The organism is Nonomuraea ferruginea (assembly GCF_039540635.1).
Lineage (GTDB): Bacteria > Actinomycetota > Actinomycetes > Streptosporangiales > Streptosporangiaceae > Nonomuraea > Nonomuraea ferruginea.
In genome coordinates, this window is the sequence record NZ_BAABFD010000001.1 from 313,235 (window position 1) to 326,849 (window position 13,615).

11 protein-coding genes are annotated in these 13,615 nt (G+C 72.7%); 6 read left to right on the forward strand and 5 right to left on the reverse strand.

The features are described 5' to 3' along the window. The first annotated feature begins 185 nt into the window (after positions 1-185). The 5 genes from ABD999_RS01335 to ABD999_RS01355 all read left to right on the forward strand — a co-directional run bounded on the left by ABD999_RS01335 (position 186) and on the right by ABD999_RS01355 (position 7,468). On the forward strand, positions 186-1,391 hold the full coding sequence (locus ABD999_RS01335; RefSeq protein WP_246639155.1) for a tRNA lysidine(34) synthetase: 1,206 nt from the start codon (positions 186-188) through the stop codon (positions 1,389-1,391). Next, positions 1,388-3,097 (forward strand): aminotransferase class I/II-fold pyridoxal phosphate-dependent enzyme, encoded by a 1,710-nt coding sequence (locus ABD999_RS01340; protein WP_271276771.1) that lies wholly within the window; start codon positions 1,388-1,390, stop codon positions 3,095-3,097. Before ABD999_RS01335 ends, ABD999_RS01340 begins: the two co-directional genes overlap by 4 nt. Then, a complete protein-coding gene (locus tag ABD999_RS01345; RefSeq protein ID WP_271276772.1) occupies positions 3,094-4,944 on the forward strand; it encodes a DUF4910 domain-containing protein in 1,851 nt (616 codons plus the stop codon). The genes ABD999_RS01340 and ABD999_RS01345 overlap by 4 nt, the downstream gene beginning before the upstream one ends. Continuing rightward, complete coding sequence (locus ABD999_RS01350) at positions 4,944-6,155, forward strand: MFS transporter (protein ID WP_271276773.1); 1,212 nt, start codon at positions 4,944-4,946, stop codon at positions 6,153-6,155. Before ABD999_RS01345 ends, ABD999_RS01350 begins: the two co-directional genes overlap by 1 nt. Positions 6,156-6,376: 221 nt before the next feature. Next, a complete protein-coding gene (locus ABD999_RS01355) occupies positions 6,377-7,468 on the forward strand; it encodes an alkaline phosphatase family protein (RefSeq protein ID WP_271276774.1) in 1,092 nt (363 codons plus the stop codon). Here ABD999_RS01355 and ABD999_RS01360 read toward each other — a convergent pair. After that, positions 7,449-8,093, reverse strand: a complete 645-nt coding sequence (locus ABD999_RS01360; protein WP_148030388.1) for a helix-turn-helix transcriptional regulator — start codon at positions 8,091-8,093, stop codon at positions 7,449-7,451. The two genes, ABD999_RS01355 and ABD999_RS01360, sit on opposite strands and share 20 nt — an antisense overlap. Before the next feature lie 235 nt (positions 8,094-8,328). Between ABD999_RS01360 and ABD999_RS01365 the strand changes: the two genes are divergently transcribed. Continuing rightward, positions 8,329-11,352 carry an AfsR/SARP family transcriptional regulator gene (locus tag ABD999_RS01365; RefSeq protein WP_148030389.1) on the forward strand — a complete coding sequence of 1,008 codons (3,024 nt, stop codon included), beginning with the start codon at positions 8,329-8,331 and terminating at the stop codon, positions 11,350-11,352. 6 nt (positions 11,353-11,358) lie between these two features. Here the strand turns inward: ABD999_RS01365 and ABD999_RS01370 are convergent, their stop codons facing one another. Genes ABD999_RS01370 through ABD999_RS01385 form a run of 4 tightly spaced genes read right to left on the reverse strand, consistent with a single transcriptional unit; the run spans position 11,359 to position 13,615 of the window. After that, complete coding sequence (locus ABD999_RS01370) at positions 11,359-11,532, reverse strand: hypothetical protein (RefSeq protein ID WP_187281045.1); 174 nt, start codon at positions 11,530-11,532, stop codon at positions 11,359-11,361. A gap of 45 nt (positions 11,533-11,577) precedes the next feature. Continuing rightward, the gene (locus tag ABD999_RS01375) at positions 11,578-12,384 is read right to left on the reverse strand and encodes an SDR family NAD(P)-dependent oxidoreductase (RefSeq protein ID WP_148030390.1); all 807 of its coding nucleotides are present in this window, start codon (positions 12,382-12,384) and stop codon (positions 11,578-11,580) included. 11 nt (positions 12,385-12,395) lie between these two features. Continuing rightward, positions 12,396-13,412, reverse strand: coding sequence for a guanitoxin biosynthesis L-enduracididine beta-hydroxylase GntD (gene gntD / locus ABD999_RS01380; RefSeq protein WP_271276775.1), 1,017 nt, complete (start codon positions 13,410-13,412; stop codon positions 12,396-12,398). Continuing rightward, entirely contained in the window at positions 13,409-13,615 is a 207-nt protein-coding gene (locus ABD999_RS01385; RefSeq protein ID WP_148030392.1) for an MbtH family protein, read from the reverse strand. The genes gntD and ABD999_RS01385 overlap by 4 nt, the downstream gene beginning before the upstream one ends.

Here is a 13,615-nt window from a genome sequence, read left to right on the forward strand (position 1 = left end):
TAGGACCGCAAATAGCGATGCCGATAGAAAACCGGCGCCCCGCAGGACGAGACAATCGCATCCCATTCCGCGCCGTCAAGGGCGTCGATTGACGTGAAGATGCCAATTTCCAGGCTGTCGCTCATATCGCCCTTTCGCCGACTGTAGAAACGATATTAAGCACAATGAACAGCGAGGAGAAAGCCGTGGCCCAAGTCGTCTTCCATAACAAGGTGGGCGGTTCCGAAACTCTGGAGGCCGCCGCCGGCCGGCCGCTCACGGAGGTCCTGACCGCCCACGGCATCCCCGTCAACGCGGTCATCACCACCCGCAACGGGAAGATCGTCCCCGAGGAGACGACGATCGTCGGCGAGCACGACGTCATCGAACTGCGCCAGGTGCGCCACTACGACCTCGACGTCACCCGCCGGCCCGCGACCACGGTGTACGGCACGCCCGACCCGATCTACACCAAGTCCATCCTGTTCGACACCATGGGCCGCCTGGAGCGGCGCGTGGAGCAGTTCGACGAGGAGAGCTTCGTCCGCTACGTCGAGGAGACCTTCGTCCAGAGCGTGCTCGGCCACGGCGTGCTCCAGGCGGACGACAACGTGGTCATCGGCCTGTCGGGCGGCCGCGACAGCGTCGCCTTCCTGAAGCTGCTCGAACGCACCAGGCACCGGCTGCCCGCCTTCACGATGACCTCGGTGACGATCACCGGCCTGCCCGACTGGGAGGAGCCGGCCACCTTCGCCGCCGCCCGCGCCTCGGCCGAAGGGCTCGGCATCGACCAGGTCATCGTCGACGCCTCCGACATCGAGCGGGTCTTCAAGCTCCGCCGCCCCTTCGTGGAGGCGATGAACGAGGTGGTCGGCGGCGACCGGAGCCACCTGAACATGGTCGTGGGCCACCAGGTGCTGCGGCGCATGCTGGAGGACCACGCCCAGCGGATCGGCGCCGGTACGGTCGCGTTCGGGTTCAACGGCGACGACCTGGTGGCCAGCATGGTCACGTGGCTCACCAGCGGCTTCCGGATGGGCGGCATCCCGGTCAGGCAGATCGGCGGGATGCGCTACGTCTTCCCGCTCTACCGCATCCCGAAGAAGGAGCTGACGATCTACCTGGAGCTGGTCGCTCCCGAGCTGAACCGCCAGGGCACCCCCGGCCGCTTCACCACCGGCCCGCAGGAGCGCTCGATGGCCTACGCCATGGCCGACCACCTGTACGGCCTGTGGCCCGGCATCGACTACTACCTGTTCGAGTCGTTCTCCACCATGCAGCGCTACATGTTCCCGCTGGTCGAAGAGAAGTGCCGGGTCTGCGAAGGCGTCTACGTGGCTCAGGAGGGCGTGCGCAATCCCGTCGACATCTGCGACGTGTGCGACTTCTTCGCGCGCCAGGAGTACGCGTGACCCGTTGGTACGCCGAGTACTTCACCGCCGACTACTGGAGCTTCGCCCGGCACGAGTACACCCGGGAGCGCACCGCCGCGGAGACCGCCTACCTGCTGCAGGTCCTGGGCGAGCACGCGCCGGGACGGCGGCTGCTCGACCTCGGGTGCGGCACCGGCCGGCACGCCGTCGAGCTGGCCCGCCACGGCTACCGGGTGACCGGGGTCGACGTGTGCGCGTGGGCTCTGGAGCAGGCCAGGTCGGCGGCCGCCCGGGAGGGCGTGCGGGTCGGCCTGATCGAGGGCGACCTGCTGGAGCGGGTCGAGCTGCCGGAGGCCGACGCGGCGATCTGCGTGCAGGCCTTCGGCTGGGGACGGGACGACGAGCAGCTCGCCCTGCTGCGGCGGGTGCGTGAGCGCCTGGTGCCGGGCGGGCTGCTGGTTCTCGACCACTCGAACGTCGCGGCCATCCTGAGCCGGTACCGGGCCCGCGACCGCTTCGAAGCGGCCGGCGACACCTTCGACTTCTTGCGTTCCTACGACCCGCTGGACGGCCGGAGCCGCGGCGAGCTGCGCGTGGCGCACGCCGACGGCCGCGTCGCCGTGCTGCGCGACGACGTCAGGCTCTACCTGCCGAGCGAGGTCGTGTCGCTGGTGCGGGCCGCGGGCTTCGAGCTGGTACGGGCCGACGCCGGCTTCACCGCCGGCGCCGCCGTCCAGCCGGAGACCCGCTACGTCCAGATCCTCGCCGTCGCGGCGCCGCGCCCCCGTCCCGCCGTGCTCGGTCACCGGGGCCGCGGCGCCGAGGTGGACCTGCGGTGGGCGCCCGACGAGATCGACTTCGTACGGGACGCGATCGACGACGCCTGGGCCGCCGTCGGCGATCCCCGGGAACCCGCCCGCGCCTACTCCCTGGACGACCCGTACGGCTCGGGGAGCGCCGCCCCGGTGCTCGCCCGCCACTTCGGCGTGCCGCTCGACCCCGGCCAGGTGGTGACGGGGGCGGGCACGACCGGGCTGCTCCACGCGCTGGCCGGGCCCGGCAGGCTGCTGCACACCGCGCACGCCCACCCCGACCTGCCCGCCTGGTCCGCGCAGCGCGGCGCGGAGCTGCGCGTGTTCACGCCCGGCCAGGACGTGGCGGGCGAACGGCCGACGACCGTCCTGCTGGAACGGCCCGGCGTGCGCGGCGACGTGCTGCCGCTGGAGCAGGTGGCGGAGCTGGCCGAGGCCGCCGCCGCCGCGGGCGGGATGCTCGTCGTCGACGAGGCCTGCGCCAACTACCTCGGCCCGCGGGCCAGCGCGGTGCCGCTGACCACCCGGGTGCCCGGCCTGGTCGTGCTGCGCAGCCTGTCGAAGGGCTACTGCTGCGGCGGGCTGCGCGCGGGCTTCGCCATGTGCTCCCCCGACGTGGCGGGCGCGGTCCGCCAGGCGGTGCCGCCTCTGGGGACGTCGGCGCTGTCGCTGGAGGTGGCGCTGCGGCTGCTCGACCAGGGCGACGTGCTGGCCCCGCTGCGGCAGGCCGTCGCGGCGGCCAAGCCGGAGCTGGTGGAGATGCTGAGCGGGCTCGGCTGCCGGGTGGAACGGGGGCATCCCGCGCTGCCCTGGGTGGTGACCGAGGACGAGCTGCCGCCGTGGCTGGCCGGGCGGCGGCTGCCGGGCCTGACCCGGGTCAGCGTGCCGCTCTCGGCCGTCCGCCGCGCCGCGCTCCGCCGGGCGGCGGCATGAGGACCGTCGGCGACGCCGTACAGGATGCGTTCGACCGTTGCGACGTACGGCGGGCGGTCGAGGACGTCGCGGAGCTGGCCGCGTTCGACCGATACCAGGCGTCCGACGGGATCCGCGCGGCCGCCGAGTACGTCGCCGGCCGGGCGGAGCGGGCGGGCCTGAGCGACGTGCGGCTCCTGGAGTTCCCCGCCGACGGCGCCAGGCGCTGGTGGAGCTTCCGCGCCCCGCTCTCCTGGACCCCGGTGCGGGCCGCGATCGACGACGTCGTGCGTTACCCGGAGCAACCGTTCGCGCTGGCGGCGGGTTCGGCGGCGACCCCGCCCGGCGGCGTCACCGTCACCGTGGCGCCTCTGGCGGACGCCGGTGAGGGCTCGCTGGCCGTACACGACGACCCCGGCACGCCGGTGCCCGTCGCGATCACGCGAGCCGCGAGCGCCGGCGCGTTCGGCCTGGTCACCGACCGCCTGCCCGGCCCCGGCAGGGTCGAGCTGCCGGCCGGGAGCGGCCTGGCCGCCTTCAGCGTGACCCCTGAGCAGGCGGCCGAGCTGCTGCGGCGGGGCAGGGTCCGGGTCGAGGTCGAGACGCACCGGCGGGCGGCCATGCCCGTCGTCACCGGGCTGCTGCCCGGGACGGGGCCGGAGGAGGTGCTGCTCTCGGCGCACCTGTGCCACCCGCGCCCGAGCGTCAACGACAACGCCTCGGGGGCCGCCGCGCTGCTGAGCGTGGCCGGGATGCTCGCGGGGCGGCGGGGGAGGCGCGGCATCAGGTTCGTCTGGGGTCCCGAGTTCACCGGGATGGCCGCCTACCTGCACGACGTCGCCGCCCGCCCGCCGGTGGCCGCCGTGAACGTGGACATGGCGGGGCAGGACCAGCGCCGGTGCGGCGGGCCGCTCATCGTCGAGCGCAGCCCCGACCACCTGCCCGGCTTCGTCAACGCGCTCACCGAGCACGTCGTGGCGGCGCTGCCGCAGGCCGCGCGCTCCTACTCGGGTGCGGTGGCCTGCGACACCTGGGCCTGGCGTGCCACGCCGTTCGTCGGGGCCTCCGACCACAGTCTGCTCGTGGACGCCTCCATCGGCTGCCCGACGGTGTCGCTCGGGCACTGGCCCGACCGGTTCAACCACAGCGCCGCCGACACGCTCGACAAGCTCGACCCGGCGGAGCTGCGCCGTACGGCCACGGTCGCGGGCGCGGTCGCGGCGGTGCTGGCCGGGCTCGCGGGCGAGCGTGCCGAACTGGAGGACATCGCGGTGGGCTGGGGGGCGGCGCGGTTGCTCGGCTGCCGGCAGGGGTCACGGGTGCTGCTGCGGCACCGTACGGCCGTCGCGCTGGGCGCCCTGGACGGGGTGGAGGCGCTCCACGGCCGCGCGGGCGGCCGGGCACGCGCCTGGCTGGCCGACCTCGCAAATCACGTGGCCGCGCTCTCACCGGCCGGAGCGGGCGCCGCGCTGTCACCGGCGGGTGAGGGTGGCGTGCTGTCACCGGCGGGTGAGGGTGGCGTGCTGTCCCCGGCCGGTGAAGGCGCCGCGCTCTCACCGGTCGGTGAAGGCGGCGAGGTGTTCGCCGGGCCGGTGCTCAGTCGTGCCTGGGATGGGCCGTTCAACCTGCGCGGGCTGGCCGAGGCGGCGAGTCCCGCCGGGCGCGTGTGGCTGGATCGGCAGGCGGCGCGGGCCAGGGCCCGCTCCTACGCCCTCATGCTGGCCCTCGCCCACGGCATCGACGGCGCAAGAGACCGGGCGGCGCTCGCCGCCTACGCGGAGTGCGCGGCCGAGCTGCCGGTGCCGGAGGAGTTCGCGCACGAGTTCCTGGCCGTGCTCGTCGAGGCCGGCTGGGCGAAGGAGGGCTGATGCGCGAGTTGCTGCGCGACCGCCGGTTCCTGCTGCTGTTCTTCGGTCAGACGGTGAACATGATCGGGGACCGGGCGCTCCTGGTGGTGCTGGGCATCTACGTCAAGGAGCTGACCGGCTCGGACACGATGGCCGGGGTGGTGTTCATCCTGCTGGCGGTGCCGTCGTTCTTCGCGCCGCTGACCGGGCTGCTCGTCGACAGGTTCCCGCGGCGGAAGGTCCTGATCGTCAACGACCTGCTGGCCGGGGCGCTGGTGCTCTGCCTGCTGCTCGTCAGGCATCCGGGCGATCTGTGGATCGTGTTCGCGGTCACGCTCGGCTACGGCTTCGCCAACCATGTCTTCAACGCGGCGAGGGGCGGCCTGATCCACTCCATGGTCCCCGAGCGGCTGCTCGGCGACGCGAACGGGCTGCTCAGCTCACTCGGCCAGGGACTGCGGGTGCTCGGCCCGCTGATCGGCGCGGCGCTGTACGTGGCGCTGGGGCTGTCCGCGGTGGCGATCCTGGACACGGCGACGTTCCTGGTGTCGGTGCTTGTGCTGCTCATGCTGCGGCGGGCGCCCGACCTGGCCGCTCCGGCGCCGCGGGAGCCCGGCCGGTTCCGCGCCGATGTGCTGGCGGGGGTGCGCCACATCATGGGCGACCGGGAGCTGCGTGGCGGCGTGCTGGCGGTGGCCGCGGCGCTGTGCGCGGCGGGGCTGGTCAACCCGGCCATGTTCGCCGCCGTGGAGCAGGGGCTCGGCCGGCCGGCCGCGTTCGTCGGGGTCATCGCCGCTTTCCAGGGCGCGGGTTCGGTCGCCGGGGGCTTCGTCGTCGCCGTGCTCATCAGGCGGTACGGGGAGCATCGCGCGGCGGCTGTGGGCTTCGGGCTCAGCGCGGCGGGCCTGGCCCTGGTGATTCCCGCGACGGAGGTGACGATGTGCGCGAGCGGCGTTCTGGTGGGTCTTTCCATCCCGATTTTCATGGTGGCCACGACGACGCTCGTGCAGCGCCGTACCACGAGCGGTATGCAGGGCCGCGCGCTTACCGCAATGGACGCGATCATCGACCTGCCGTTCGTGTTGTCCATGGGGATCGGGGCGCTCGTCGTGGGGTTCCTCGATTTCCGGGTGATCTACGCGGCGGCGGCGGTGATTTTCGCCATGGTGACCGCGTCAGTGCTGGTGGGGCGAGGGTGGCGGATTGATGCCATCCTGGCGAAAGTTGATTGACCAAAACAATCACGATTTTTATCGTTGAATCACAGAAAATGGGCTGAAAGGCCCGGCCCAATTCCAGGAGGCGCCCGTGTTGCATGAAAGCATCCAGACCAGTGTGAAAACCCCCATCATGACGACTCCGGAATTCGTCGAGAAGATGCTCGCCGCGCGCCAGGAAGTTCAGGTCGTGAAGTTCCGCACGACGTGCACCGACTGCGTGCCGAACTACTGACATGACCGAGGCCGGGACGTTCGCGCGCCCCGGGCTCGACCTGCGTGCCGTCCCCGGGCTGGTTCTGTCGGAACTGGACCGGGGCGGTCGCGGCGTGCTCGTCCTGGCCGTGGACGGGCTCTCCTGGCAGGTCGCCCGGCGGGTCTGGCGGTCCGCCGAGCTCTCCTGCCTGGCCTCCACCTTTCCCAGCACCTCGGCCACGGCGTGGCTCACCTCGGTCACCGGCGCGCCGGTGACCGAGCACCTGACGGTGGGCGCCGCCTATAGAGAGCGGGCCGGCGGTCCGCTCGTCAACGCGATCACGGGGGACGTCCTGGCGGGAGCGGCGGCGCCGCGCGAACCGGTCCGGCCGCTGCCCACGGTCTTCGAGCGGGCGGAGGGCGCCGAGGCGGTGGTGGTGGGCCGCGAGCTCGACCTGCTGTCCGGTCCCTGGGTGGACGCGCTCACCCGCGGCGCCGCGCGGCAGCCGGCGCGGGAGGCGCTGACCCGCGACCCGTACCGCCTGGTGGCGGGGGTGGCGGCGGACGTCGGAGCGGCGATCGGCGCGCGGCGGACCCGCCCGCTGCTGCTGTGGGTCTACGTCAACCTCGACGACCACCTGCACCGGCACGGCTACGACGAGCGGGCCGTAGAGGCGCTGGCCGAGCTGGAGCGGCACGCGACCGCCTGGGCTCGCCGGGGGTGGCACGTGCTCGCCTACGCCGACCACGGCCTGGTGCCCGTCGGCTCCGACCCCGGCCTGGCGCGACGCTGGGCGGAGGTGGACACGCCCGAGCTGTGCGAGCTGCCGGGCGGCGGGGCCGGCCGGGTGCGCTGGCTCTACCCGCACCCGGGCAGGGAGCGGGAGGTGGCGGAACGTCTCGCCGAGGCCCTCGACGGCCATGCCATGGTGCTGCCCGCGACCGCGCTCGGCGAGCTGGGCCTGATGGAGTTCGCCGGCCCGGTGCGGGAGCGGCTCGGCGCGGTGATGGCGATCGCCACCTCACCGCGCTTCCCGCTCCCCGATCCCGGACTGTCCTACGAGCACGGGGCGATCAGCGACGGGGAGACGCTGGTCCCGCTGGCGCGCTGGGTCAGATCCAGCCGCGCCTGACGGCCTCCGCTCCGGCCTGGAAGCGGCTGGTGGCGTTGAGGCGCTCCATCACTCCCGCCACCCGCCTGGCGAACGTGCGCTTGCTGAGGTGCAGCCGGGCGGCGGCGCGGTCGTCGGTGAGCCCGTCGTCGAGCGCCCGCAGCACCTCGTCCTGCCCCTCGTCCTCGTGAGCGCCGCTGCGCCGGTCGTCGAGGATGTGGCAGATGGTGTCGAAGACACCCGCCACGGAGGCCGCGACCACAGGATGGGGGATCCTCTCCAGCCGCCCGGTGTGGGCGGGGCCGGGGTGCGCGACGTAGGCGACCACGCGATCCCGTACGAGCACCTGATAGGGCAGGCCGGTCACCGCCCGGACGGTCGCGCCCGCCTGCCAGGCCTGCGCGAGAGGGGACGTGCGGCCGGGCCGGCCGGGCCCGTGGAGGATGCGGACGGCGACCCGGCGCCGGGCGAGCTGGGCGAACAGGCGCGGCAGGGCGGGGTGTATGCGCTCGGGCTCGGCGGACAGCACGAGCAACTCGGCGTGGGTCTGCTCCGCCAGTTCCAGCTCCAGGAGGGGGAGCCCGAGCTGCGCCGCGGAGTGGTCGGCGGGTTTGAAGGGGAGGGTTCTGCTGGTGTTAGGAGACATCGATACCAACCCGGTTGCCAGTCGAAGTATCACTACTTCGCACGCTAGAGGGGAGGTATGTGCATGCGATTTCGGTGCGTTATCGGTCACTCTGACTGAAGTGTCATCACAGTAGATGTGGACATTTTTTGTCATTTCTTGTTATATCGCCTATGCGTGGATATCTTACGATCTCCCCGTATGGAGTCGGCGGGAACGCCATGGCCCTAGCTGAGACGACCCAGTGGGTGTGTGCATGGAGTTCCGCGTCCTCGGTCCACTGACGGTGATCACGGGCAACCTGCAGATCCCGCTGGGCGGGCCGCGACGGCGCATCATGCTGGCGACCCTCCTGCTCAACGTGGGCCGGGTCGTCTCGACCGACAGGCTCAGCGCCGCGATCTGGGGCCAGAACCCGCCCGCCACCGCCCGCAACCAGGTGGCCATCTGCGTGTCGGGGCTGCGCCGGGAGTTCGCCGCCGCGGGAGTGGCCCACGACCCCATCGTCACCGTCTCCTCCGGCTACCTGCTGCGGCTCGCCGACGACGACAGGTTCGACGTCAAACAGGTCGAGGAGGCGCTGCGCCAGGCGCGCACGGCCCGGACCGCGGGCGACCTGGAGAAGGCCTCCGAACAGCTCTCCTCGGCCCTGGCCGTGTGGCGGGGCGACCCGCTGACCGGCGTCGAGGGAGAGCTGGTGCGCGCCGAGTCCGAGCGGCTCGGCGAGTGGCGCCTGGCCATCCTGGAGGAGTACTTCGAGGTCGAGCTGGAACTGTCGCACGATCTCCAGATCGTCGGCGAGCTGGCCGCGCTGGTCGCCGAGTACCCGTTGCGCGAGCGCCTGCGCGGCCTGCTCATGCTGGCCCAGAGCAGGGCCGGGCGCCGCGCCGAGGCGCTGGCCACCTACCAGGAGGGCTACCGGCTCAGCATCGAGCGGCTGGGGCTCGAACCCGGCGCCGAGCTGGCCGGCCTGAACGAGGCGATCCTGCGCGGGGAGACGGGCCGGCGGCAGGGCCGCCTCGTCATGGAACACGCCGCGCCGGAGGCGGCGCCGGCCGTGCCCGCCCAGCTGCCGCCCGACGTGACCGGCTTCGTCGCCCGCGACGCCGAGCTCGGGCGGCTCGACGCGCTCCTCGACCGCAAGTCCCAGGCGTGCCAGCCGTTCATCGCCGTCATCACCGGGATGGGCGGGGTCGGCAAGAGCGGACTGGCCGTCCACTGGTCGCATCGCGTCGCCCCGCGCTTCCCCGACGGCCAGCTCTTCGTCGACCTCAACGGCTACTCGGAGACGGGCCCGCCGGTCTCACCCTTCGACGTGCTCGACACCCTCCTGCGCGCGCTGAACGTGACCCGCCAGCATCCCCTGACCACGCTGGAGGAACGGGCCGCCCTGTTCCGGACCGTCCTGGCCGGGCGCCGGCTGCTGCTCGTGCTCGACAACGCGCGCGACTCCAGCCAGGTCAGGCCCCTGCTGCCCGGCGCGCCCGGCTGCGCCGTGATCGTGACCAGCCGCGACCAGCTCGCCGGGCTCATCACCCTGGAGGGCGCGACCCCGCTCCGGCTGGACGTGCTGCCGCCCGACCAGGGCGTGGACGTGCTCGCGTGCATCGCGGGGGAGCAGCGGGTGCACGCCGACCCGGAGGGGGCCAGGCAACTCAGCGAGCTGTGCGGCGGGCTGGTGCTGGCGCTGCGCGTGGCGGCCGCCCGGCTGGCCGTGCGGCCGTCGTGGACCAGCGCCGACCTCGTCGCCAGGCTCACCGACGAGAGCCGCCGGCTCGACGAGCTCAGCCAGGGCGAGGTGGACCTGCGCACCAAGTTCATCCTCAGCTACCGCGACCTGTCGCCGCAGGCGGCCATCATGTTCAGGCGGCTGGCGCTGCTGGACGTGGCCGAGTTCGGCCCGTGGCTGGGCGCCGCCCTGCTGGAGATGGATCCGGAGCGGGCCCAGGACCTGATCGAGCAGCTCGTCGACGCGCAGCTGCTGGAGCTGAGCCAGCCCTGGCCCGGCGGCCAGGCCCGCTACCGCTTCCACGACCTGTTGCGCCTCTACGCGCGCGAGCGCGCCCTGATCGAGGAGAGCGAGCAGGAGCGCAACGCCGCGCTGCGCCGGGCCCTCGGCTGCTGGCTGGCCCTGGCCGAGGCCGCCCACGCCCGCCTGCTCGGCGGCGACTACGCCGTCCTGCACGGCCCCGCGGAGCGCCGCAGGCTGCCCTTCGCCGTGATCGACCGGATGATGCCCGACCCGATCGAATGGTTCGAGGCCGAGCGCCCGCACCTGCTGGCGGCGATCGGCCAGGCGGCCGCGCTCGGCTTCAGCGCGCTCTGCTGGGACCTCACGATGACCTCGGCGACGTTCTTCGAGGTACGCGGCTACTACGACGACTGGCGCTCGGCGCACGAGCTCGCGCTCGCCGCCGCCCGCCGCGACGGCGACGTCCGCGGCGAGGCCGCCATGACCTACGGCCTGGGCAGCCTGGAACTGTTCCGCCAGCGCTACGACGACGCCGACAGCCTCCTGCGTAAGGCGGTGCGCATGTTCGAGGAACAGGGCGAGGAGCACGGCCACGCGCTGGCCCTGCGCAACCTCGCCCTGCTCGATCGCATCGCCGGCCGGTTCGACCTGGCGCTCGAGCGCTACGCGCGGGCTGGGGAGATGCTGCGCGCGCTCGGCGACCACGCCGCCGGGGCGCACGTCATGGCCAGCACCGCGCAGGTGCTCCTGGAAAGGGGCGCGTACGGCGAGGCCGAACCCCTGCTCAGGGCCGCGGTGAGCACCTTCGAGGAGATCGGCTACCAGCGGGGCCTGGCCCAGGCGCTCTACCGGTTCGGCGAGGTGCTGCTGCTCACCCAGCGCGTCGACGCCGCCCGCCAGACCTTGGAGAAGGCGCTGGAGACGGTGCGGGAGCTGCGCGACGTGGTGGGCGAGTCCTACGTGCTGCGGGTCCTGGGTGAGACCTACGCGCAGCAGGGCCGTACGGACGCCGCGGAAGGCGCGCTGCTCACCTCCCGGCAGATCGCCCAGCGGGTCGGTGAGCAGTTCGTGGTGGGGGGCACCTCGCTCGCGCTGGGCAACCTCTACTTCGGGACGGGGAACGCGACGTCGGCCCGCAACAACCTGACGCTCGCCTCGAAGGTCTTCGAGGAGCTGGGCGCCAGGATCTGGCACGCGCGGGCGCTGGAGGCGCTGGCGGCGACGGAGGCCATGCTCCGCAACGACCAGGGCGCCCACGAGCTGTGGGCTCGCGCGGCCGCCCTGCTCGCGGAGGACGAGGGGCACTGAGCTACGTCAGGGAAGCTTGCCGATCATGCGCTCGCCTGGCCAGGGCAGCTGGATGTCGCGCTCGCCGGTCCAGTGGAAGTTCCTGAACGGATCGACATCCGGCTGCGCCACGGCGGGCGAGACGAGCAGGGCGGTGAGGAAGGCGGTCGCGATGCTCACCAAGGTGATGCGGCGCTTCATGGGAGTCCTTTCTCGGAGAAGTGTCGATCTGTCACGTGGGTCCCGCTAAAAAGTAACGTCGCCGGCCCGCAGGGTCGAGGAGAGCGGCCAGGCCGCGGGCCCCGGCACATCCGTGGTGCCGCCCGTGCCGAAGGCGGACGTGGTCGCGCCGGCGATCTCGCCGCCGTCCACGACCAGCTCCTGCCCGGTCAGGAACGCGGCGGCCGGCGAGGCCAGGTAGTGGAAGGCCGCGCCGATCTCCGCCGGCTGCGCGTGCCTGCCGAGCGGGATCGAGCGGTTGACCTCCTCCAGCATCTCCGGGGTGTACTCCGCCTCCTGCATGGGCGTCAGCACCGCGCCCGGACTGACGCACGCCACCCTGATGTTCGGGCTGAGCTCCAGCGCGAAGGTGCGGCACAGGGCGAGGACGCCGGCCTTGGTGGCGTTGTAGTCGGCGTAGTACGGATAGGCGCGTGAGGCGTTGACGGACGCCGTCGCCAGCAGCACGCCACGCCCCTGCCTCGTCATGTAACCGGCCGCGCAGCGCCAGAGGCCCAGCACGCCCAGCAGGTTGACGTCCACGACGCGGCGGGCGGTGGCCTCGTCGAGGTTGAGCACGCCGTGCCTGACGCTGATGCCCGCGTTGGCGATCACCACGTCCAGCCGGCCCTGGTCCGTCCAGACCGCCGCCACGGCCGCCTCTATCGCCGGCCAGTCGGTCACGTCGGCCTCGACCCAGGTGACACCCGGGCTCGGCGCGGCGATCGGCGGCTGCACGTCGAGGTTGAAGACGGTGTCACCGGAGCGCGCGAAGTGCTCGGCGGCGGCGAACCCGATCCCGCTGGACGCGCCGGAGATGACCACGGTACGCATGGCAGCACCCCTTAGAAGATCACCCGAGGGCTGGTCGTCGCCCGGTTGCCGATGGACCTGCGCAGGTTCCTGCTGACCGTCAGCTTCTTCAGCCACCGGTCGGTGCCGTCGTAGCGGGGATGGAACGGCCTGCGCCCGTGGACGGCGAGGTAGTTGTCGACGATCAGCAGGCTGCCCGGCCCGACGGCCACGTCCTGCTGCCCGGCCTCCAGCCCGGCCACCAGCGCGTCGAGCGCGCTCTCGGCCTCTGGATCCCCGTCCGCGCAGGTCATGAACGGGCGGTCGAGCCGCAGGTACGGGTTGCCCGGCTCGCCGACGAGCACGGGGACGGCCTCGGGCCTGTCGCGCATCTCGCGCATCAGCGCCAGCGCGGGATGGCCCGGCTGGGTCGCCTCCAGCTGCCGCAGGTGCTCGTCGTCGGGCATGATGTGGAAGCGCGGGCGCGACAGCAGCCGGGCCTGCTCCGGCGACAGCTCCACGTCACGCACCGACGCCACGACCGTGGGCACGCGCTCGTGGTTGCGCAGCCCGAACAGCAGAAGATAGTCGCAGCGCAGCGGGTGGAACCCGTCCTCGGTGTGGAACTCCAGCGACGACTGGCTGCCGTGACCGCTCTGCTGCATCTCGTCGCCGCGGATCGGCACGATGTTCTGGATCATCCGCCCTCCCTGCAGGGTGGACCAGGCGAACGGCTCGCCCAGCACCATCCCGCACAGGGCGAGATAGACCTCCGCGTCGCCCGCGGCGGCCGACTGCGAGGGGACCGACCAGTGGCCGGGCGTCGGCCCGACGGCGTCGTCGTCGATCGGGAAGCCGTGCACCAGGCACAACGCGGCCGGCTCCGTGCGGCGGAAGTCCTCCAGAAACCGGCGCAGCCCGACCGGCAGCTCCTCGCGGATGTGCCAGCAGCGGTCGAAGAAGCCCGGGTCGGCGGGATCCTCGCCGAGCGCCCTGACCCGCTCGCCGACGGCCGTGATCGAGCCCACCTCTTTGCCGTCGAGGACGTATTCGATCGTGTCGGCGCTCATGCCAGTGCGCTCCTCACGCCGGCGGGCCGGATGTCGGTCCAGTTGCTCTCGACGTACTCCAGGCTCTCGGCGCGGGAGGCCGGGCCGAAGGCGACGCTCCAGCCGCTGGGGACGGGGAAGGCCGACGGCCACAGCGAGTGCTGCTCCTCGGCGTTCACCAGGACCAGGAAGGAGCCGTTCTCGTCGTCGAACGGGTTGCTCAT